The sequence below is a fragment of the Collinsella sp. SGI.184 genome, from assembly GCF_050313415.1.
Taxonomy (GTDB): domain Bacteria; phylum Actinomycetota; class Coriobacteriia; order Coriobacteriales; family Coriobacteriaceae; genus Collinsella.
This window is the reverse complement of sequence record NZ_JBNPLJ010000002.1, coordinates 115,184-136,718: the sequence shown is the minus strand read 5'-3', so window position 1 is coordinate 136,718 and position 21,535 is coordinate 115,184. Positions and strand designations below refer to the sequence as shown.

The following is a 21,535-nucleotide window of genomic DNA, read 5'->3' as shown; positions in this document are numbered from 1 at the left end:
ACGTATTGGAGTGAACGGGACGGCAATAATCATACCAACTTTTAAATTGGCGCGATTGTCATCATGGCAATAAGCCCAAAACACGTCGAAAATATTAACCTCGATTTACGGAGATGGATTGCACAAACGGACGAGCGGCACCAATCGGGTTGCCGCGCTCGTAGACGCCGTGAACACCGGCGCCCTGCCTGGGCCAAGAATCAATCATGCGCCCTCCGCCCAAATAGATAGCAATATGGCCGCGGTAGTAGATGACGTCACCACGTTGCATGCTGCCAACACTCACAGGCATAAACGTACCGTTGTTGTACCAATTCATAGAGTTGTAGGTTTGCCAAGCAAGCCAGCGATGGCTGTACGGGTTGGAGATTCCCATATCCATACCTGTAGCATAAAGGCATTGCAATACAAAACCCGAACAATCGACGGCACCGCCGGGGCCGTGGAATACGGTTCAATATAGCGCGTACCAACATACTCATAAGCGCGTTGAATAAAGGCATCGACACAATCATCTCGTGTGGCGTCGATTGCAATGCGAGACGGTGTCACATAGATAAATTCGCCAGTGCAATAACTCGGAAGTTTAACCGTCAAGCTGCTAACCTGCGGATAGTTCGCAGGATTCTGATAGCCAATCTTCGCGGGGCGCTCTGCAGAAATAGCACGCCAGTCCTGTGCGCTGGACCCGTTATAAGACCACAGGTGGACATTGGACCCATTCGCGGTAGCCCCACCACTTACATCAAGAACCTTATTCCGCGGGCAGAGATAATCTTGATTCCACTCTCCCCCATTTCGAAGCGCCACTTTTGAGCGTTCGAACCATTCCACTGCCATTGCTGGACATTTGCACCATCCGCATCGGAACAGTTGAGGACGTCGAGGGGGTAAGCAGAGCAGCAAGCGGTAAGCGAGCACCAACCGCCGCCGACGCTACGGACCCACACGCGCTGACTTAAAGTGCCGTTGGAAGCATATATTTGGACGCTTGCGCCATTCGAGCGAGAGCCACCGGCCACCTCAAGTCGTAGCCCAGTCGCATGCATGGGAGCGAACTCATAGAATCCGTCAGCAATCAGAGAGGCAGATGCAATTGCCCACCCTTGTGCCGCGGTATTATTCTCGTCAATGCACACAAGAGAATTCCCAGATCGAGAGGCAGTCAAGACCTTGCCGGTCATTTTGTTCTTTAACTCAATACCGTTACCAAAGCAGATGCCAAGCGACCATTTGGTCTCATCGGAATCCTTATCAGAAACCTGAAGAACGGCGCCATCGGACTCGCGCGCCGAAAGGTACTTGGCAGAATTGACACACTGGAACGAGTAAAATCCTTGATCGTCTTTACGAGCCCAAAATTTCTGAGCCATAGTCCCATTTTCTGCATAAATCTGCAGCGGAGCTCCCTCTGAAAAAGAACCGCCGCAAATATCGACATATTTACCCGCCGAATCCGAGTAAATGGAGTAGCAGCCTCCGTTGAGCGACACATTAAAAGCCTCAAAGGCCCAACGTTGCGCAGCGTCCCCGTTTTCGACAGCGGTCGTCACGGACCCGTCGGACTTCCGCTCCAGCACCAAATTGCTCGCAACAGACCGGATTAAATACGCATCCCCATCAGATTCAATGCGCCACTGTTGGTTTGATCCAATTCCGGGGAAATCCCACTGTTGAACTTTAGCACCGGGAATAATATCGCCATTATCAAGATCAAGCCCCTTGCCCGACTTAGCAGGGCGAATCGAATAGAAGCCCGTAGATGGGTCATATGAAAGCTTGAGACACTGTGCCAGCGTACCATTTGCAGAATAAGTTTGAACGCGAGCGCCGTTATAGGTGGAGCCTCCCACAACGTCAAGGCATTTTGAGGAATCCGAAACGGAATTGATCTGGTACATGCCATCCGTAACCGTCTGGGCACCCGCATCAGCATGAGGATAAGCATTGATGGCAATGAAGCGCTGCGCAGCAGAACCATTTGCCGAACAAATGTGAACATTGGCACCGTTCGAAACGCTACCACCACTCACATCTAAAACAAGATTGCGCCCGAGACCGGAATAGAAAACAAACGATCCATTTGCCTGCTTAACAGGAATCCAACGCTGCGCAGCGGTTCCGTTCTCAGCGTATTGCTGAACGTTTGCGCCAGACTTTATACTTCCGCCGAAAACATCAAGGGCGGAGGAGGTTCCCGCGTGGGTGATCGTCACATAGCCGGTAGGCCCGCCGTCGGGACCGTAGACATTTTGAATGACCCAACGCTGAGCGGCAGTGTTGTTAGAAGTGTAAATTTGTATATTGGCGCCGCTCGCCATCGAACCGCCGGAAACATCGACAACGCTTCGTGGCGAAGAATCCATGCAGAGCGCATAGGTTCCGTCCGCAATCTGCAGACCCCGTACGGCAGCAAAAGCATCGACATCCCATTGCGTACAGGTAAAACTATTCGTCTGGGTCAAAGTCCAGCTAGCAGCATCAGTAGCAGTAACCGCAACGCCACCCTCAAATGAAAGATACAGCCCGTTGGCGGCATTTTGAATGACGAAGCCCTCTTCAGAAGGCTTAAGAGCCCAGAAACGATTCTTTGTATATGAACCAGCATCGTCGAGGGACCCATACAGGTGGACAGCGCCGCTAGGCACGACGCTACCACAATCCGCATCTAGTAATTTACCCGAAACAAGCGAAACGATAGTGTAGAAACCGGACGAACTATCATACGTAAGGCGGAACGCCTGCGCTACGGTATCGTTCTTTGCATAGGACTGAAGAGATGCGCCCGATTCGGAGGAGGCTCCTTTAACATCAAGCGCCGAACCGTCTGATTGATAAAATTAACGCCGTCGGCAACGCTCTGCCCCAAGGAATCAACGACCGGATTGGACTCAAATGCAAAAAACATCTGCGCAGCAGTTTGGTTACCCTTATAAAGCTGAATATTAGCGCCATTGGCGGAACCACCGCCAGCGATATCAAGCATGTAATCACAGTCAAGGGCGGAATGAATCACTAAGCCTCCATCGGCGCGCCTTTAACGGCAATCCACTTTTGCGCACGAGTACCATTACTCACATACTGCTGAACATTACGCCCCGACTCAGCTTTACACACCGGAAACGTCAAGCACCAAACCAGAACCGACATTTTCGAAAGTTAAAAGCCATCTTTGTCCTCATGTACCAGCCAGCGCTGCGCCTTGCTCATATTCGAACTGTATATCTGGACATTGGCGCCATTTGAAGAAGACCCTCCCGCAACGTCCCAGACTTTGCGCGAAGTAGCACGGCCGGCAAAAACATATGTCACACCATCAAGAAGCGTGCCCTTGTTTTTAATGGCCAAATCTTCAGCGCTAATATCGTCTTCCGACGTGGCGGAGATTGAATTGCTAATGGACGCAAATGGGTCTTCAGACTGTCCTTCGATCGGCAATGCAGACGAAGCGTCCGGTACAAAATCACCTTCACAGGCGACGTCCGAACCAACAACCTGATTAACATCGCTCCCATTAGCCAATGTCTCTTCTGCAAATAGCGGTGACACCCCAACGGAGGAAAACAAAAGGCCCGCAGCCAAAACAACTAAAGAAAAAGCAGATAGGCCGCGGGCATTCCGACTAAAGCTCATATCAAACCCCCGATCCAACTTAGCACTGAATCTACAATAGTTGATACAAACCGCGAGGAAATTGCAATTAGCTACTTAATAACGACTGCTTGCGCACCTCGTTGCTGATAGACCCAAGCAATCCAATCTCGATCATAGGTAGTATAGCCATCAATCGTATCGGAGATCATGATCTTGTTTGTTTGAGGGTCATAGCCCTTCAAGACCACCGTATGCGAATTAAACAGGCGAAATAACCGCCCTGTCGAGCGTAAATATTGCCAACGTTGCCTTGATGAACGGTAGTCCAAATAATTGCCGGGTATCCATCATCCAGGTATTACCAAAGGTCATACAAAGATGTCCCCGAAACATCATACGAGTGCAAACTACTCCCCCGGCTCGCCAAGAAACTGTTGGCGGCCTTATTGAGTCCAGGAGCACAGATCTCGTTACCGTTTGAATAGCTATGGGGATCGCCCCAGAAGCACCAAACGAAATCCCAAGAGCTACGAGGAATCCAGCGATCAGCCATCTCACAAGGACCGACACCAAAACCGTAGTAGTTAAGGACATTGGTTAGGGCCGCCGATTCGCAACCATTGGGCAAACCGACAGAGTACTGGTTATAAACGGGAACAGCCAAATCTACCGCCTCAGACGTATAGCTCGTCTGAACAAAGGTAAATCCTTGTGTGGCAGAGCCGTTGGCGGCGTAAATCTGGATATTGGACCCATCGTTAAGCGCGCCCCCATACACATCCAAAACAAGCGAATCGTTGAGCACAGAGTGAACAGCGAAGGAACCACCGCCCGCATAGTCGATACGCCAACGTTGAGCAGAGCTTCCGTTCCCCTCCCATTGCTGAACGCTAGTGCCCGAAACGCCCTGTGCGTTAAGCACATCAAGATACTTCTTGCTTCGACAGTTCTGGATCGAAACAGTTCCATCAGAGTTGACGCTAACATTCCATTTTTGAGCACCAGAACTATTAGATGACCAGAGCTGCACATTGGCGCCATTGGAACGCGAGCCGTTCGATACATCTAATGCCTTAGAACGATTCGAGGCAGTGGCAATAGTGTAAGTGCCCGCGTCAGCTAATGAACAGGCAGTCAGCCTAAAGGTCTGCGCTGCAGCACCATTAGAGGCGTACGTTCCTATATTTGTTCCGTTACCTGCTGAACCCTCTGCAGCATCAAGCACTTTTCCCGTTGCCACGTTAACAAAGACAGCACAGCCGTCATCGATCTGAGCGGTCCACAGTTGAAAGTCGTTGTTGGCAAGAGAACGAACACAAACGTTACCGTCCTCATCCGCCGTTAAAACCTTGCCAGATACCAGACTCTCAATGGTATAGGCATTATCCCGGTCGGCAACCTTTGCAATTTTCCACTTCTGAGCAAGAGACTTATTGCTTCCATAGAGCTGCACGTTGGCCCCGTCAGCAACAGAGCCGCCAGCAACATCGAGAACCGCAGAAGAAGCGGCAGAACTCGAAATGGTAAAGAAGCCCTCAGGCAAAAGCGAGGTCAGCTTTGTAAACGTCAAGCTTTGCGAGCCGTAATCAGACGGGGCATCCCCAAATACGATAGAACTTCCAACAGTCAAGACCAATCCGGTTGCCTTATTGGTCGCTGCATACGATCCATCCTCATTGCGCACAATCGAAAACAACTGATTTGCATTATTACTGCCGATACTCCATTGATGAACATTAGTCCCAGGACACAAATTGCCACCATCAACATCAAGGGCCTTGCCAGACTGGGCGCTCACGATCCGGTAGTATCCACCCTCGTATACAAACTTAAAAACCTGCGCAAACGTACCATTAGCGGCATAGGTCTGGACATTAGCCCCGTTGGAAGAGGAGTCCCCAGCACTGTCGAAGACTCGAGACGAATCAGTCACCGACGAAATGGTAAACCAGCCATCAAGACCAAGATCATCGCACGGAGCTACATCGGGCGCCGTTGAAATAAAGCGAATGTTTTGAGCAGCGGACCCATTGCTTGCAAACGTTTGAATAATGGCACCATTTGAAGATGAGCCGCCCGCAACATCCAGAACAACACCGGACATAAGTGCCGACTGTAGCCGGAATAGCCCAGCCGGCGTTGAGGAAACAGCGATCCATCGCTGAGCAAGCGATCCGTTAAATAAATACTGCTGGATATTAGTGGCCAATGAACAAGAACCACCAGCAACGTCGAGCACTCTACCCGAGGAAACATTTCTGATGATCAAATAGCCCAAATTATCATGAGAAATATCCCCCTGTTGCGCCTTCGTCATATTCGAGGCATAGGACTGAACATTAGCACCGTTGTTCTTGGATCCAGCGGCTACATCCAACACCTTAGTTCCGCCGACGCCAAGAGCCAAAATATAACGCCCATCAGCGATACCGCCAGCGTTTTGTTGCGCAAGTGCATCCAGTTCTTCACGCTGGGCGTTTAGATTAAAAAATGACCAACGTTGAGCACTCGCGCCGTTATCGGACCAAGTGCGAACATTCGTCCCGCTATCCGTATTTCCACCGGCAATATCAAGGCAGATTGAGGGGTCAAGGGCGGAAACAAGCTTTATTGGGCCGCCATCTCTCAGAGCAATCCACTATTGTGCGGCAGAACCATTAGATGAATACTGTTGAACATACGTTCCAGATTGAGCGCTTCCGCCAGAAACATCAAGCACAAGCCCAGAGCCCTTGCAGGTAAGCGTTATGAAACCATCCGTGTCATGGGAGACCATCCATGTTTGTGCAGGTGAGGCGTTAAGCACATAAAGTTGAATGTTCGCACCCGAGACCTTAGATCCTCCTGCGACATCAAGCGTTTGCCAAGAACTCTTTGCTGAACGAATGAGATAGGTGCCGTCAGCAAGATCGGAAGCATGGGCAGCCGCAATCTCGGCTACGATAGCCGCCTTGGGTTTTTCAAGCGTAAAAATCTGAGCCGCAGACGCGCTGGCTTGAAATAGACGGATTTGAGTGCCATTGGCATCGTTAGCACCGGCAATGTCAATGGCAAAGCCATCATCAATAGCGGGCGAAAAGATATATCCACCACCAACCTGTCGAACATGCCACGCAAGGTCCCAAGAATCGTCGTCACCAGTGCGCTGCGTAAGAAGCGGATGGTCCGAGAAACAAGAAGCATCGTTGGGATAGCAAAGATACAGCCCCGATTTCACGTTCTTAAAGGCATATTGTGCGTCGCCAAGATCCTCAAGAACAAACTACTGAGCAGCCGTCTCCTTTCTGCCATACAGCTGTATCGCCGCACCGACACTCACCGAACCGCCCACAACATCGAGCACACGATGACCCGACAAAGCCGAGGTTAAGAAATAAGCGCCACGATCGAGAATCGAATATTGAGACAAATCACCTGCTTCGGCAGAAGATTCGGACTCGATATCCGAGCCCCCATCGCTGACGTCAACATCTTGAGTTGCCTCATCCAGAGACAAATTCTGAGAGGGATCGACATCGTCTTCGGTTTTCAGATTCTCTGCGAAGGACAAACTGGCTGCAGAGACTTCAGCAAAGGCAGTCGAGCCCGATTTTGGAACGAAAGGTAGCACTAAAAGCAGGCACAACAAAAACCCTGCTTGTAGTGAAATGCAACCGCTCTTTTTACGACCCATGTCATCCCCCAGACAGTCTCACCATCACCAGCAACACAACGCCTGCGCTATAAACAATTCGCAAGACTTGGCCATCAAGTCATGCGAATTGTACGCAACAAAACTGCTGTGCTCTTGAATCATTTAATCGCGGTTCGGCGCATCATACAAATCTTTGCGCAAAAAGGCGGCCGCAATATGCGGTCCGCCTTTAAGCCTAGTAATTGACGACCTTTGTTCCATAGGGAATATTGTCGTAAATCCATTTTGCGTGGTCCGTTGTAAGCCTAATGCATCCCGCTGATGCACGTTGTCCCATAGTGGGGTCCTTCACATTAAACGTTCCTGTATAGCAAGGTTGCGTGTGGAACAGATAGTCGCCGTAGAACTGAGTGTAGTACCAGCAGGTATATCCATGCCCAAACGAGAGACCCTTTCCATAGACGGAATACTCGCCCAGCACAGTCGGCGACCCGTTCTTGCCAGGAGCGCACTGCCAGAAAGACCATAACTTCCAGTTGCCGCGAGAACCCCTAAAAATACCTGTACGGCATCCGACGGTATCAGTCAAAATCAACCACTCCGTGTTGCTGTTGTACCACTGCGCACGGTTATACATTGCCTGTTGATCCGCAGGCAAGGGCTGAACATACGTAGTTGCCTTGAATGTAAACCGCTGCGCCTTTGAATCATTGCTCGCATATAGCACAACATTCGTACCGTTTGCCGCATTTCCTCCAGAGACATCAATAACAAATGCCGTGTTAAGGGCGGAAGACAATATGAAGCCACCGGATGCGTACTCAATATACCAGCGCTGGGCAGCACTGCCGTTTCTGGACCATTGTTGGATATTCGTCCCTGAGGAGACAGCGGCATCTTTTACATCAAGAGCTTTGCCACTGGCGGCGTTGACGATTGTATAAGAGCCATCAACGTTGCGTGAGAAATTCCATTTTTGAGCGCCTGTATCGTTATTTTGCCAAATCTGCACATTCGCACCGTCAGCGGACGATCCACCGGAAACATCTAAGACCGAGTTTGCACGAGACGCCATTCGAATGAAATACGTGCCGTTTGCGACATCCGCCGAAGTCGAACGAAGGCGGAACCTCTGCGCTGCAGAATCGTTTGAAGTATAGACTTGGACATTGGAGGACGAAGCGAAATTGCCGCCCTTCACATCGAGCGATAGGTTTTTATCCACGGAAACGAACTCGATGCCGGTTTTGTCAATTCGGACCGTCCACTGCTGCGCCTTCGCATCTGTCGAGGCGGCCGTGCAAACATTGGATCCCGAAACCGCAAGCTTGTTGGATGAGCAAACGGATTCTAGCGTATAGGTATTCTTAGCTCCATCCACCTTTTTTAGCAGCCATTTTTGGGCGAAGGAGCCATTGGAAGCATAAAGCTGGACATTGGCACCAGTGCCTGCAGATCCGCCCGCAACATCAAGTACATAGGATGAATTTGTAGACGAATATATCTCGTAAAGGCCCTCATTCAGCAAATATTCTTGCTCAATCAAAGCAAACGATGTCTGAACAGAATCCCCCGGCGTAGCGGCAACCACATTAGAACCGGATACGGCAAGTGTGAGCCCCGTGCCCTTGTTGATGAATGTATAGCTTCCATCCTCATTGCGAACCACGCTAAATAGCTGATTGTCGTTGGGAGATTCATTCCACTGCTGAATATTCGTTCCCGGCACAACATCGCCCGCCGTAACATCAAGTACCTTGCCGGAGCCAGCATTACACAGGACATAATAACCATCGCAGTACTCGGCCTTAAATAGCTGAGACAGCGTGCCGTTGCGAGAATGTGTCTGAACGTTACCGCCGTTCTTTAATGAGCCACCGACAACGTCAAGCGCAGCGGCACTATTAGAAGATGGAGAGATGACGCACCAGCCTACATCTTTCAAAATGTCTTCGCAGGGGTCAACCGGCTCGGGCTTTGCTGCAATAAAATAAAAACGCTGCGCAGCTGTTCCATTCGAGACATAAAGCCGTATGTTCGACTGAGACTTCAGAGAACCGCCGGCAACATCAAGTGAGCGCTGTTGCCAAACAGCAGAAAGGAGCCGAACACTTCCATCTCCATTTAATGCTGCAATCCATTTCTGGGCATAGTTCGCATCACCGCAAGCCGAATATTGCTGAACGTTCGTCCCCAAAGAAGTAGAACCCGCAGAAGCATCAAGGACCTTGCCCGACTTTATATTCGTGATCGTGAGGTATCCGTCATCGTCGTGAGAAACACGCCAGCGTTGAGCATCGGTTGCGTTCGATTGGTAAATTTGGACATTTGCACCGCTGGATGTGGAGCCACCGACGACATCGAGCACCATACGGGAAGAGGATGGGCCGGCAATGATAGCATATTCTCCATCTTTGACAACATCTCGGTTATCTGAGGCCAGTTTATCGAGCTCACTCCGCACGGCTTTCAGATCGACAAAATAGAAGGATTGAGCTGCAGTTCCATTTGCATCATATAGTTGAAGCCCCGCGCCGGAGGAAATCGATCCACCGGGGATGTCGGCAACTTTCCGTCCATTCAAAGCCGAAACAATACGGAGGCGCTCACCGTCTTTCTCGATAATCCATTTCTGATCCTTAGATCCATTGGCAGAGTAAGACTGCAGCTTTGTGCCATTGGCATCATTGCCGCCAGCCGCATCCAGGACCGTGGAGGTTCCGTTAATTGCAATGGTGCGATAGCCATCCTCTGTTGTTAAGACATCGAACATCTGAATCCCAGAATAACCAAACTTATCAAATGAGAGAGACCCACCGGATGCCTTCAGCGCGAGCGAATCATTCGAAGCCAAGATGGCGTATGTTCCATCGGCAAGGTCATAGCGATGTGCCGCGGCCCTATCGTCCAAATGTTGCTGTTCAGTTTTGGCCGGCGTCAGCACCCATCGCTGGGCGGCTGTTCCATTTACCTTATACAACTGCACAGCCGAGCCATTAGAAGCGGCCCCTCCCGCAACATCAATAGCAAACGTTTGATCGAGCGCCGAGACCAACATGTAGCTGCCATCGGTTTCCTTAATTGCGATCCAGCGCTGTGCAAGGGTTCCGATATCAGACCAGAGCTGAATAGGATTTCCGTCGCTGGCACTTCCACCCGAAACATCCAGCGTACAACCCTTAACGGAAGCAAGAACAACGAAGCCGTTCTGGTCATGAGACACGCGCCAGATCTGAGCATCGGTATTGTTAGTTCCGAACAGCTGCAACTTTTTACCAGCACCTGCTGTGCCACCGGGAATATCCAGCACGAATTTGCCGTTAACCGAAGAGCCAAGGGTGTACAGACCGTCCGCAAGATCATCGACATGCTCAGAGGCGAGATCGTAGACGGACTTGAGCTTCTCCGGCGCCACAGCATCAGCCGTATCCGATGCCTTAGAATCGGGTTCGTCATCCGAGGCCAAATTGGCACCAGTGCCATCACCAGGCACGTTCGTCTGCTCCACAGTTATAGTAGAGTTTCCATTTTGATTAGACACCGCAGCGTCTTCAGCAAATGCAGGAACTAGACAGAATCCCAGCAGAAGCGTGCTAAATACCAAAACAAATAAGGCTTTCCAATTGCCCACAGCTGTCCCCTCCCGCGAAGTTAATTACACTTTATGGTAAGGAGCATTCTTCGTCGTCAAGAGATTCGTGAACAGCAACAGCTAGACCCCGAAAGGTCAACCAGATTAAAGAGGCGTTTCACAGCACAGCCGTGAAATCTCTGCAGCAAAGTCATTGTGAATCGGGGTCCAACCAAGCTCTCGCCGAAGCTTGCTCGCGTCTATTGCATAACGCCGATCGTGTCCCGGACGATCCTTTACCCAGTCATTGTAGTCCTCACTCTGACCCATTGCCTTAAGAATGGCCCTAAGAACCTCAAGGTTGCTACGTTCGCAATTAGCACCGATGAGGTACGTCTCCCCCACCGTCCCCTTAGTCAAAATAGACCACACGGCATGGGCATGATCCTCCACGCGAATCCAATCGCGTACATTCAGGCCATAACCGTACAACTTAGAGCGCTCGCCGCGTCGAACGCACGCAATCAAATGCGGGATAAATTTCTCGAAGTGCTGGTGCGGGCCGTAGTTATTGCAGCAATTTGAAATCGTTGCGCGCAGGCCATAAGTGCGAATCCATGCTCTCACGAGCATATCAGAGGCAGCCTTGGAACTGGAATAGGGGCTACTCGGTCGATAAGGAGACTCCTCGATAAATTTGTGCGGATCATCGAGCGCAAGGTCTCCGAATACCTCATCGGTCGAAATGTGATGGAACCTTACATTAAACTTATGTGCAGCTTCGAGAAGCCGATACGTACCTTCAATGTTCGTTCTAATAAAAGGCTCAGGGTCGGCAATCGAATTGTCGTTGTGAGACTCGGCAGCGTAATGAATGATTGCATCGTGCCCGGGAACGATTTGATTTAGGAGGTCCGAATCGCAAATATCGCCAACAACAAGCTTCACTCTGTTCTCCGGAAGCCCGGCAATGCTGTCAGGATTGGCAGCATAAGTTAGCTTGACCACGACGGTGACGCGCACATCCGGCACATTGTTCACGACAAAGTGGACAAACGCCGAGCCGCAAAAACCACAACCGCCCGTAACCAAAATATTGCTGTATTTTCGCTCCACGCGTGTCGCCCCTCCTCTGACCATTGGACTGTCCCATTTCCCCTTAATCCGATAGCAAAAATGAAGCAGTCTCTTTTCAGACTAAACTCATGTCCCCATGAGGAACTAAGCTGAATACTTGTTGGTACAAGATATTTAAATTACAGCAACCATACGGAGGGCCAATGAGCAACCGACCTACCGCAAAAGCACTGCGCGGAAAAAACGATCGAAACATATTTCGTCCTGTCAACGGAACTGAAAAACACAAGGGATTCTATTGCGATGACAATGATTTTGAGAATCTCAGGGAGATCGACTGCGATGGCCATTTGACTCAAATTGACGACGACGAGGAGCATCTGACATCAGCGGAATGTCTTCTCCGGGGATCATGTCAGGCATTCGCTCTGAAGGTCGAAGATATTCTCGGATACAAGGCGTTCATCATTCAAGAATACGGCGGAAAGGGCCGCCATGTATTTTGTCAAGCTACTTTAAATGGCAAAAATGCGTTTATTGATGCCCGAGGGGTAACAACAAGCTTTGACGAATTCATGGAGGTGGCCGGGGAGTTTGTCAAAGGACCTTTTATCGTAAGACGAATTAATGAAGAAGACATTGCCGAATGGGAGAGAAACTCAGACTCTAATTCGCACAAAGAACACCTAGCACTTGCTGAAGCGGTAATCAAAGCAAACACAGACTGCTACCAGTTAGATTGATTTACATGAATATCTAGCCCACGCAATCCGTCACGTCATAAATCGAAAGAAAGAAATTGCATTTGAAGTTCACCCGCTTTTTGAGCCACTTTCCTGACACGATTTCGCGAAGCTCCACAGCAGACCAATGAAACGGTTTTGACTGCTTTCGCTCAAATGCAACTAAAACCGTTGCAAACGCAATTAGGTATAATTCTTCCAAATCGCCTAGAGAAAGTGTTTGAATGCTGACCGTAATCGTGCCTACTTACAATGCCGAGCCGTATCTTTCTCAGGCTATAGGCAGCCTATTAAACGAAAAGAAAATTGAGCTGGAAATCCTCGCAATCAACGACGGATCAACCGACAACTCGCTCGCCATTATGCAAGATTTCGCTGCGCGCGACTCGCGCGTTCGAGTGATCGATAAGGCAAACCAGGGTTACGGTGCAACCTGCAATCTGGGCATTCGCGAGGCAAAGGGCGACTGGATTGCCATCCTCGAACCCGATGACTGGATCGAGCCCGGAATGTACTCCGACATGCTTGCCTTTGCCAAGCGCGAATTTGGCGATCCGAACAAGCTCGATATTATCGAGACCCCGTATTGGATCATTCGCAACCCCGATACCCCCCAAGAGGTCAAGCTACATTGCGCATATCGCGGTCGCATTAAACCGCCTCGGCAACCGTTCACCATTCACGACGCTCCACACCTGCTGGCCCATCATCCGTCCATTTGGTCGGCAATCTATCGTCGCGACTTCCTGTTGCAAAACAATATCTGGTTTAAGGAAATCCCCGGTGCGGGCTGGGCCGACAATCCATTCCTCGTTGAAACGCTCTGTCAGGCAAAGGCCATCGCTTACTGGCCCAAGCCGTATTATTGCTATCGCGAGGAAACACCCGAAAAGGCGGCCGCTCTGGCCAAGCGTGACCCCTTGATGCCGTTTAATCGCTGGAACGACATGGTCGATATTCTTGAGCGGCTCAACGTCACCGACTCCGCCGTCTGGACACCGCAAATCACACGCGGTTTCACATATATGGGCATCATGATTGAGCACACCGGAATCGAAGGACACCCCGAAATCGAGCAGGCCATCCACAAGATGTTCGAACGCATGCCGCAAGAGCTTGTATTTGCCAACCCCCGCGTTACCCCCGCGGCCAAAAAGCTCTATTCCGAGTATATGGGTATCGCCAATCCTAAAATCAGCTACTGCGCATACGCCAAGGACCTCGTGGGCGAGGGCTTGTATAACGTATGGAACAAGGGGCCCAAGCAAACTCTAAAAATGATCACATCGCACTTTAGCTCATACAACGCACGCGCTGGAAAATAGCCGGATGGGCAGCAAAGCAAGCAGAAATACCTCCATCGAAGCGCTGCGCTTGGTCGCGGTCGCTGGCATCGCGATATTCCATACCTTTCAGTGGACCTTTCAAGCCATCTGCGTCGGCTTGCCGGAATACGCGCCACTCACGGTCTTACCTTATTCAGGCATCTTGGGGTTCATCAACCTGCTTGGCTGCTGGGCCAACGAGGTCTTCTTTATGATCTCGGGCTACTTCCTTATTACTTCGGCTGCTCGCGCCTGGAGCGACGGGGCCACATGGACGTCGCAACTTCAGCGGACGACGCAGCGCCTTGGCAAAGTCATCTTGCCCACCGCGTTTTATTGCCTCGCGGCACTCGCATGGTCCACAGCCGTCTCCCCCATTCCCGATGTCTCCTTTCACACGCACTATTGGTACACGCTGGGGCTTGAGTTTATCTGGGTCTATGCCGCCACGGTCTGCATGGCGCCGTTGTTTGCGCTGGCTAAAAACCAACTCGGCAAGAAAAGCCACACAGCAGCAGTTGTCGCCGTCGGCGTCCTCGTTTTTATTGTCAATGGCCATCTGGCGACGCAATACTCGGCAAGCAGCGCTGAGTTTTCTTGGCTGCAGAAGATCATGAGCGCCGTCACCTACGTCGTCGCCTTTTTGATGGGAGGGCTGCTCCGCGACTATACCGGAACGACAACTCCGCGCAAAGCGCGCACCGTCGCCAAACGATTGCTTGCAGCAGTTTTGATCATCACGATCGCCCTGGAAGCCGCACTCTCCGCAACCGGTAATCTGTCGGCAATGGCAATGCTTTCCTATAAGTCGACCTCGGTCGTCTCGTTCGCCCTCGCTGCCACCTCGTTGTTCTTTGCGGCAACCCGCGACAATAAATCGAGTAATCCTCGCGCCGCGAATGTCATCGTCACCCTATCGACCGCCACGCTCGGTTTCTATGTGATGCAGTCGCTCACCAGTAGCCTGTGGCGTCCCGTCTTCAATACGTTGCTCGCAAACATACTGGTCAGCCAAAACAGCCCGGCAGCTATATGTATCGTCACGGGTACCGTCATTAGCATCGTCTTTGCGCTGGCGCTTCTCATCATCGATGCAGCTAGAAGCCTTATCGCTCGCCGGCTCAAGCGACAATAGACACGCTGCCGTCAGACGCTAAAGCCGCTACAGCCATGGCAGGTTCCTGCGTTTTATTCAAACCTTGCCAACATGGCGCAGCGACCCTTTACAATAGGTGCCGTCCAACGGACGTATTCGATAGCTTCCGCGCAGCGCTCGCCCGCCGCGCGTGAAAGGATATATTCCCCATGACTTCTACCCTCCCCGCTCCCATCGACAAGCTCGCCATCGTCGTCGTCACGTACAAGCGCCAGGAACTTCTGGCCAACCTGTTCGACTCTATGACCGAGCTCACGGCCGCGCCGTGGCGTATCGTAATCGTCGACAACGAGAATTCGCGCGAGACCGAGGCCATGTGCGCGGCGTTCAACGAGCGCCTGGCCAACCTGTGGGGCGTCGACACCGATCAGCCCGACGCGCAGGGTGGCACCGACCGTGTCATCTACGCCCCACAGCTCGAAAACGGCGGCGGTGCGGGCGGCTTTTCCGCCGGCACCAAGTGCGCCTACGATCTGGGCGCCCAGTGGTTTTGGGTGATGGACGACGACGTGCTCGTCATCCCGGAGGGCATCGAGCGCCTGGCCAAGTGGACCGACCGCTACGACGTCATCCAGGGTTCGCGCCTGGACTTTGACGGCGGCGCCTTCTTTTGGCAGTACCAGCTCATCCTTTCGCTTGGTATCCCCAACCCCATCGCTAAGTGGGACCTGGGCCCCGAGGGCTACCGCGCCATGAACCAGCTGTGCTTTGAGGGAGGCCTGTTCTCACGCCGCGTTGTCGACAAGATCGGCCTGCCCGACGCTCGTTTCTTTATCTACGGCGATGACGCCTGCTATGGCTATGTCGCCAGCCAACACTTCCCTGCCGTCGTAGTCGCCGATGTGGTGCTCAGGCGCGCCCGCGCCGTCTCCAACTGGGATATCGCCGGTAAGCGTCAGCTCAATTCCACCAGTGACACCAATCGCTACTACATCATGCGCAACCGCGGCTATTTGGCCCGCTACATGCAGATCTACGGTGATTACCACCCCATTTTGTTCCGCTTGGGCAATGTGGCGACCTTCTGCAAGGAGTTTATCCGCCTTGCCGCCGTCGACAAGTGCTTTAAGACCGGCATTCCGGCGCTGCGCCGTGGCATGAAGGATGCCCGCAAGATCGTACGCGACCCCAACTGGAAGCCCATGCCGCCCATGAAAGAAACCGAGTAAAGCCGGCCCTCCTATAACTTCTGACATGCGACGGCAACTCGCTGTCCATCAAAGCCAAACCCCCAGCGCATGCGGCCCACGGCAGGACGTGGCACGCGAATGTCGTCGAGACCGCTCCGCTCGATATCGAGCAATGCCTGTACCGACAGAAGCTCTAAGCCCAACGCATCGACATCGGGGTCGTACAGCATGCTGACCGAGATAAGCGGGCGGCTATCCAATATGCCAAGTGTATCCACCGCATCAAAGGTATTGACGGTCGGAAACACCTGGAAACCCCCAAACTCCAAACCGTGCGCTCGTTTTGTAGCAGGGTCGGCATATCCAGGCAACCCAAAACAAAGACCCTGCAGTGCCAAACGAAAAGCCAGTAGCAAATCCGACTCGTCTCCATCGACGCCCAAGTCATCAATAATTACGTCCAAGGCTCGCCTAACTGCACGCTCGTCTCCGCGGCAAAGACCCTCTTGGAAATCATCGATAGTCTCGGCACTCTCGGCAGCGCACTCGAACCATTCGATAATCACAAGACGCAGCGCATACCGGAGCTCGTTATTGGGAAGGCGCAGTGCGCGGGGCAGACTGCCGTCCGCCTGGCGATCGGTCGCATCTGTCGTCAGGAGTCCACTCAAATACAAATCGGTCCAAACACCTTCCGCTGTCCCGGCATCAGGCTTCACGGCGTCTATGCGCAGCGGCGCCTCAACACAGCCATACGGATTAAGCAAATCAAACATTGCCGCAAGCCATCTTAAATCCCAGGCGCCCACAGTCTCGTTCAGACAATCGGCATAGCAACATACGTCAAAGCGCGTTGGCGGCAGGCAGCCCCGAGCCAAGAACTCAACCACACGAGCCGGGTTCGAACAATAGAACCCGCCAAACCGGTAGCCTTCGAACCATTCGCGCGCGCAAGCCAGTCTGTCGCTCTGGCCAGTGTAATCTAGCAGCGCCCTGTTTTCGGCATCCGAAAAACCAAAGCGGCGATCGCACCAGCTCGACAAGGGCGAAGCCAAACAATACGGGCAGTTGCGATGCGCAAGCGCCGCCCGTGCGGGGCCGGGTCGCTCCCCCATCAAGCAAACCAGCCGCAAAGAATCGGTAGAGGAGACAATGACGTCAAAGAGCAGGCGGTCAAGCAACTCGACAAAGCACGAGCCATAGGCGCCCTTCGTCTGCATATGATTCGAGAATGCCGCGTCATACCCATCAACCAGCAGCACAACCTGTTCATCACATGCCATACGGAGGAGCTCGATTAACACGCCAAGCGCCGAATCGATTTCATCAGAACCGGCAACACCGCGCGCTACGCGCTCGATATGGCGCACGTCGCCGCGAGCTAAATCGGGAACTTCCAGCAGCGGCAACAGACGAGCGCACTCACGAGCGACGGCATCGCGCATGGCGGCCTCGGCATCGGCGCCTCGATAGGAGGAAGTAGAAAAATCCAAAGCAATGATCGGGTAGCGTGCATACTCATCACGATAGATGCCATCTTCTGCGTCCCATATTTGGCTACCGATGAACAGATTCACGCTCGACGAGCCGGGCACAGGACGCTCCAGATAACATTTGAGCATGGAGAGGTTCATACTCTTGCCAAAACCATGAGGCCGACAACAGAGCGCCACAGTCGATTCGCAATCTAAGATATCGGCAATAAACATGGTCTTATCAACTAAAACACAATGATCGGCGGCGTCGGCAAAATCATGAATATCAATCGGCAGAACAGCATTTCCGCCGGGATTGAGCAACTTCACGTCAAAGGTGTTATCAATATCATACATTGCCTGTTCAGACACCGTTTTATCTCCCCTTTTAGAATAACGATGCCATTTTAGCGACCATCTTGATAACAATTTTGTAGTTCAACAAATGATTCGGGTAACGGCAGATGTGGCTCCATAAAGGGGGGCATAACAAAACGATTCGCAACAAATAGGGGTCCGGTGCTATCGCATCGGGCCCCTATTTCAATCCCTAAGGCAAAACACTCGCTGAGAGCCTACTTTTGGGCGTCTTTCTCCGCAGCGTCTTTGTTTTGCTGGTCAAGTTTATGCTTACCGCTCACAATAGACGTAGCGCCCAATGTGGCCAAGCTCGCGCTGGCAAGGCTCGCCATCAAAATCAAGTCACCCGTCTTGGGCATGCTGCCCTTAGAGGACTCAGTCGTCGTGGCTGAAGCAGTCACAACCTTGGTCTTACCCTGGTTCTGGTCGGCGGCATCATCAACCAGGCCCTTGGACCCATTGTCGTCCGTGTGCTTGCCATCCTTATCAAGGCGGGGATCCTTCGATTCCGCACCGTCTGATTCCGTGCCCTTGTCGGAATCAGACCCCTTAGAACCCTCGTCCTTCGAATCGCCCTTAGCATCCTCGGTCTTTTCCGTAGCGCCCTGGTCGGAGCCATCCTTCTTGGAAGACGAGCTGCTGTTGATGTCAACCATCAGCGAGGAGCCAAACATGGAGCCAAGTTGTTCGCTCGCAGAGGGTTTGCCATTCGTCGACGAGTCGCTCGAACCGGCAGTCGATCCACCGGCGGAAGAACCAGACCCTGCCGCAGCATCTGCGGAATTCGAAGGCGAGGCAGACCCCGCGCTGCCGCCCGATGCGACATCGCCATTTCCGTCGCTTGCTCCGGCATCGTATGAAGGAGCATCGACGGTATCCTCGTCAGCACCATTGGTATCGGCACTAGGCCCAGAGGGAGCAACGGGAGCGGCGGGCGCCTGGCTAGGCGCTGGAGTCACGGGCTTGGGCTCAGGCTCGGGTTCAGGCTCGACCGGCGGCGTCGCCGCGGCCTCGTCCTCGGTAATATAGACCAGGCAATCCTTAAGCTCGTTCTTGTAACGGTTCTTCCAGCCCTCGTGATATTGCGGCTGGCTCGAGTACTTACGGGCAACGTTATTGACCACGCTGCTGGAAAGCGCCGTCACAAATTCACGGTCGGTCATATCGTTTGTAAGATTTGCCCAGCGGAAAAAGTCCTGGCAGCCATAGGTGCCGCACATGTTGGTGATGCTCCACACCATACCCTTGACGCAATCGGTGCGGCCAGAGATATCAATACCAAGCGCGCTCTTGAGCCAGGCCTCGGTCACCGCGTAATAGGAGTTGTATGCATATGAATCTTGCAGCGCCGAGAACTCAGCCGGATCGGCGTTATAGGCACCCTGGAAGGCCTCCTGTGCAATGCGGCCCAGATCCGTCAGCTGACCGTTCGAATGCATGGGGTTGCTTGCGTTGGAGATATCGCCTCCGCGGTCAATTGCAGACTTAAGCATGCCGTACTTGGCAGGATTGTAGTTATAGACCTGCTTCATAAACGGGACGAGCGACCAGCGTCGGTCAAACTGGTAGTAACCGAGCGCGTTGTAACCATCGCCGTACGAAAAGCCCTGGTTATAGTTGCCGTGGCTCTCATACTTGGTAAAGTACTTCATCTCGCTGGTCACATTGACAAACGAGACGCCTTGGACCGACCTCAGCACGCCCGAGAAAGACTGCTGGGTATAAAGACCCTTATCGATATCGGTGGCATCCGAGGCAACGCCCGGCGTGGGCTCATCCGCAGCAGCGGGCGCGGGCGCGGCAACGGCGCCAAACGAAAGAGCCAGCGTCAATCCGGCAACAATCGCAGAATGCTTGGGCTGCATAAGATCCTCCTTGCATTGGTGTAGTTAAAGTGCAGTTTGCAAAGATAGATTTAAGTATCGCAGCAAGACCGATGTCGTACAACAGCAACTCGACAAACGGTAACGCCCTCCGCGAAATCTTGAGGAATTGCGCTCGAGTTACAGCTTGATATCGAAGTTAATCTCGGGCACGGCCGCCAAGTCGGCCAACGTCACGCCGTCGACGTACTTTTCAATCACGTCGTCCAGACCGCGCCAGAACTTCACAGTAGAGCACAGATCGCTGCGAGTGCAGTTGTTATCGATGCCATCGCATGCGACGGGCGCCGTGCTGCCCTCGACAGCACGCAATATATCGCCGGCTCGCACCTCGGCCGGGTCCACGGCCATCATGTAGCCGCCGCCTTTACCGCGCACACTCTTGAGCAGGCCCGCCTTCATAAGCGGACGGACCAGCTGCTCCAAATACTTTTGCGAAATATGCTCACGGTCGGCAATCTCGCGCAGGGCGATTTTGCCCTCGGCGTCACCGAGCGCCGCGATATAAATCATCAAACGGAGGGCATAGCGGCCCTTAGAAGAAATGAGCATACCTACCCTCCCGTTGCGCTTAAGACCAAATCATCAGCAGAGTTTGCCCCCGATGCCAAGCGTGTGGGACAGACGATCCCGACTATTATGTCCCACATCTGAAAAGTCGAGTGGATTAGTCGGGTTTTCCCTTGACTAACGCCGAACCCATAGTAACTTTATTCCGAGAAGATTCCTAGGGTTTAGTACACCTATGAGTACACCATATACAGAGAGGAACAGCATGAGCGCAAATCCGCTGCTTTCCATCGAAGGTCTGACCGCCTCCGTGGACGAGAAGACCATCCTCCACAACGTCAACCTCAACGTCGCCGCCGGCGAGACCCATGTGCTGATGGGACCCAACGGCGCCGGCAAGTCCACCCTCGGCCACCTGGTCATGGGCGATCCCGTCTATACCGTGCAGAACGGGCGCATCGTCTTTGACGGCCAGGACATCACCGAGCTCACCACCGACAAGCGTTCGCGCGCCGGCCTGTTCCTGAGCTTCCAGGCTCCGGTCGAGATCCCGGGCGTGCCGCTGTCGAGCTTTTTGCGCGCCAGCATCGCCGGCCGCCCCGGCCTGGAGATGAAGGGCAAGGAATTCCGCCGTCGCGTCAAGGAGCTCGCGGCCGAGCTCAACATGGATACCGCTTACCTCAACCGCGAGCTGGGCGTGGGCTTCTCGGGCGGCGAGAAAAAGAAGGTCGAGATGCTCCAGCTTCTGCTGCTGCAGCCCAAACTCGCCATCCTGGACGAGACCGACTCCGGCCTGGACGTCGACGCCCTGTCCACCGTCAGCCACGGCATGGACGCCTACCGCAAGAGCTGCAACGGTTCCATGCTTATCATCACGCACAACACGCGCATCCTGGAGCACCTGGATGTCGACCGCGTCCACGTTATGGTCAAGGGCCACATCGTGCGCGAGGACGACGCCTCGCTGATCCCTTGGATCGACAAGAACGGCTTTGAGGCCTTCGAGCGCGAGGCCGCCGAGCAGCGCGCCCAGGCCGAGGCCGTCGCTGCCGAGCAGCAGGCGTAAAGGGGCGACGC

General features: G+C 52.9%; 17 protein-coding genes and 3 pseudogenes. 5 read left to right on the top strand and 15 right to left on the bottom strand.

Going from position 1 to position 21,535, the window contains the following annotated elements:
• Positions 1-94: 94 nt before the first annotated feature.
• The 12 genes and pseudogenes from ACQRAJ_RS01265 to rfbB all read right to left on the bottom strand — a co-directional run.
• A pseudogene (locus ACQRAJ_RS01265) lies at positions 95-418 on the bottom strand (NlpC/P60 family protein); the annotation flags it as partial.
• A complete protein-coding gene (locus tag ACQRAJ_RS01260; RefSeq protein WP_427747493.1) occupies positions 316-840 on the bottom strand; it encodes an RICIN domain-containing protein in 525 nt (174 codons plus the stop codon). The pseudogene ACQRAJ_RS01265 and the gene ACQRAJ_RS01260, both read right to left, overlap by 103 nt.
• Positions 741-2,648 carry an RICIN domain-containing protein gene (locus ACQRAJ_RS01255; RefSeq protein ID WP_427747492.1) on the bottom strand — a complete coding sequence of 636 codons (1,908 nt, stop codon included), beginning with the start codon at positions 2,646-2,648 and terminating at the stop codon, positions 741-743. Before ACQRAJ_RS01255 ends, ACQRAJ_RS01260 begins: the two co-directional genes overlap by 100 nt.
• A gap of 36 nt (positions 2,649-2,684) precedes the next feature.
• Positions 2,685-2,771, bottom strand: a pseudogene (locus tag ACQRAJ_RS01250) (hypothetical protein); the annotation flags it as partial.
• Positions 2,747-3,016 (bottom strand): hypothetical protein, encoded by a 270-nt coding sequence (locus tag ACQRAJ_RS01245; RefSeq protein WP_427747491.1) that lies wholly within the window; start codon positions 3,014-3,016, stop codon positions 2,747-2,749. The gene ACQRAJ_RS01245 and the pseudogene ACQRAJ_RS01250, both read right to left, overlap by 25 nt.
• A gap of 143 nt (positions 3,017-3,159) precedes the next feature.
• On the bottom strand, positions 3,160-3,633 hold the full coding sequence (locus ACQRAJ_RS01240; RefSeq protein ID WP_427747490.1) for an RICIN domain-containing protein: 474 nt from the start codon (positions 3,631-3,633) through the stop codon (positions 3,160-3,162).
• Positions 3,634-3,952: 319 nt separating this feature from the next.
• Positions 3,953-6,175, bottom strand: a complete 2,223-nt coding sequence (locus tag ACQRAJ_RS01235; RefSeq protein ID WP_427747509.1) for an RICIN domain-containing protein — start codon at positions 6,173-6,175, stop codon at positions 3,953-3,955.
• A gap of 57 nt (positions 6,176-6,232) precedes the next feature.
• A complete protein-coding gene (locus tag ACQRAJ_RS01230; RefSeq protein WP_427747508.1) occupies positions 6,233-6,526 on the bottom strand; it encodes an RICIN domain-containing protein in 294 nt (97 codons plus the stop codon).
• Positions 6,527-6,607: 81 nt separating this feature from the next.
• Positions 6,608-6,829, bottom strand: a pseudogene (locus ACQRAJ_RS01225) (hypothetical protein); the annotation flags it as partial.
• Between the two features lie 27 nt (positions 6,830-6,856).
• Positions 6,857-7,267, bottom strand: a complete 411-nt coding sequence (locus tag ACQRAJ_RS01220) for an RICIN domain-containing protein (RefSeq protein WP_427747489.1) — start codon at positions 7,265-7,267, stop codon at positions 6,857-6,859.
• A gap of 196 nt (positions 7,268-7,463) precedes the next feature.
• Entirely contained in the window at positions 7,464-10,859 is a 3,396-nt protein-coding gene (locus tag ACQRAJ_RS01215; protein ID WP_427747488.1) for an RICIN domain-containing protein, read from the bottom strand.
• Between the two features lie 105 nt (positions 10,860-10,964).
• On the bottom strand, positions 10,965-11,915 hold the full coding sequence (gene rfbB, locus ACQRAJ_RS01210; protein ID WP_427747487.1) for a dTDP-glucose 4,6-dehydratase: 951 nt from the start codon (positions 11,913-11,915) through the stop codon (positions 10,965-10,967).
• A gap of 164 nt (positions 11,916-12,079) precedes the next feature.
• On the opposite strand from rfbB, the gene ACQRAJ_RS01205 reads away from it, so the two are divergent.
• From ACQRAJ_RS01205 to ACQRAJ_RS01190, 4 genes are all read left to right on the top strand, one after another.
• The gene (locus ACQRAJ_RS01205; protein WP_427747486.1) at positions 12,080-12,619 is read left to right on the top strand and encodes a hypothetical protein; all 540 of its coding nucleotides are present in this window, start codon (positions 12,080-12,082) and stop codon (positions 12,617-12,619) included.
• Between the two features lie 224 nt (positions 12,620-12,843).
• Complete coding sequence (locus ACQRAJ_RS01200; protein WP_427747485.1) at positions 12,844-13,944, top strand: glycosyltransferase family 2 protein; 1,101 nt, start codon at positions 12,844-12,846, stop codon at positions 13,942-13,944.
• A gap of 4 nt (positions 13,945-13,948) precedes the next feature.
• Positions 13,949-15,079 carry an acyltransferase family protein gene (locus ACQRAJ_RS01195; protein WP_427747484.1) on the top strand — a complete coding sequence of 377 codons (1,131 nt, stop codon included), beginning with the start codon at positions 13,949-13,951 and terminating at the stop codon, positions 15,077-15,079.
• A gap of 170 nt (positions 15,080-15,249) precedes the next feature.
• Positions 15,250-16,269, top strand: a complete 1,020-nt coding sequence (locus tag ACQRAJ_RS01190) for a glycosyltransferase (protein WP_427747483.1) — start codon at positions 15,250-15,252, stop codon at positions 16,267-16,269.
• A gap of 11 nt (positions 16,270-16,280) precedes the next feature.
• Here ACQRAJ_RS01190 and ACQRAJ_RS01185 read toward each other — a convergent pair whose 3' ends face one another.
• From ACQRAJ_RS01185 to ACQRAJ_RS01175, 3 genes are all read right to left on the bottom strand, one after another.
• Positions 16,281-18,077: an AAA family ATPase gene (locus tag ACQRAJ_RS01185; RefSeq protein WP_427747482.1), complete on the bottom strand. Its 1,797-nt coding sequence runs from the start codon at positions 18,075-18,077 to the stop codon at positions 16,281-16,283.
• 203 nt (positions 18,078-18,280) lie between these two features.
• The gene (locus ACQRAJ_RS01180; RefSeq protein ID WP_427747481.1) at positions 18,281-19,930 is read right to left on the bottom strand and encodes a hypothetical protein; all 1,650 of its coding nucleotides are present in this window, start codon (positions 19,928-19,930) and stop codon (positions 18,281-18,283) included.
• A 138-nt stretch (positions 19,931-20,068) separates the two neighbouring features.
• Positions 20,069-20,500, bottom strand: coding sequence for an RrF2 family transcriptional regulator (locus ACQRAJ_RS01175; protein ID WP_154518293.1), 432 nt, complete (start codon positions 20,498-20,500; stop codon positions 20,069-20,071).
• Positions 20,501-20,723: 223 nt separating this feature from the next.
• On the opposite strand from ACQRAJ_RS01175, the gene sufC reads away from it, so the two are divergent.
• The gene (sufC, locus tag ACQRAJ_RS01170) at positions 20,724-21,524 is read left to right on the top strand and encodes a Fe-S cluster assembly ATPase SufC (RefSeq protein WP_427747480.1); all 801 of its coding nucleotides are present in this window, start codon (positions 20,724-20,726) and stop codon (positions 21,522-21,524) included.
• Positions 21,525-21,535 lie beyond the last annotated feature (11 nt).

Coding starts and splice junctions, on each gene's coding strand:
- ACQRAJ_RS01260 (WP_427747493.1), bottom strand. CDS start 840: ATGGCAGTGGAATGGTTCGAACGCTCAAAAGTGGCGCTTCGAAATGGG.
- ACQRAJ_RS01240 (WP_427747490.1), bottom strand. CDS start 3,633: ATGAGCTTTAGTCGGAATGCCCGCGGCCTATCTGCTTTTTCTTTAGTT.
- ACQRAJ_RS01220 (WP_427747489.1), bottom strand. CDS start 7,267: ATGGGTCGTAAAAAGAGCGGTTGCATTTCACTACAAGCAGGGTTTTTG.
- ACQRAJ_RS01205 (WP_427747486.1), top strand. CDS start 12,080: ATGAGCAACCGACCTACCGCAAAAGCACTGCGCGGAAAAAACGATCGA.
- ACQRAJ_RS01200 (WP_427747485.1), top strand. CDS start 12,844: ATGCTGACCGTAATCGTGCCTACTTACAATGCCGAGCCGTATCTTTCT.
- ACQRAJ_RS01195 (WP_427747484.1), top strand. CDS start 13,949: ATGGGCAGCAAAGCAAGCAGAAATACCTCCATCGAAGCGCTGCGCTTG.
- ACQRAJ_RS01190 (WP_427747483.1), top strand. CDS start 15,250: ATGACTTCTACCCTCCCCGCTCCCATCGACAAGCTCGCCATCGTCGTC.
- ACQRAJ_RS01180 (WP_427747481.1), bottom strand. CDS start 19,930: ATGCAGCCCAAGCATTCTGCGATTGTTGCCGGATTGACGCTGGCTCTT.
- ACQRAJ_RS01175 (WP_154518293.1), bottom strand. CDS start 20,500: ATGCTCATTTCTTCTAAGGGCCGCTATGCCCTCCGTTTGATGATTTAT.
- sufC (WP_427747480.1), top strand. CDS start 20,724: ATGAGCGCAAATCCGCTGCTTTCCATCGAAGGTCTGACCGCCTCCGTG.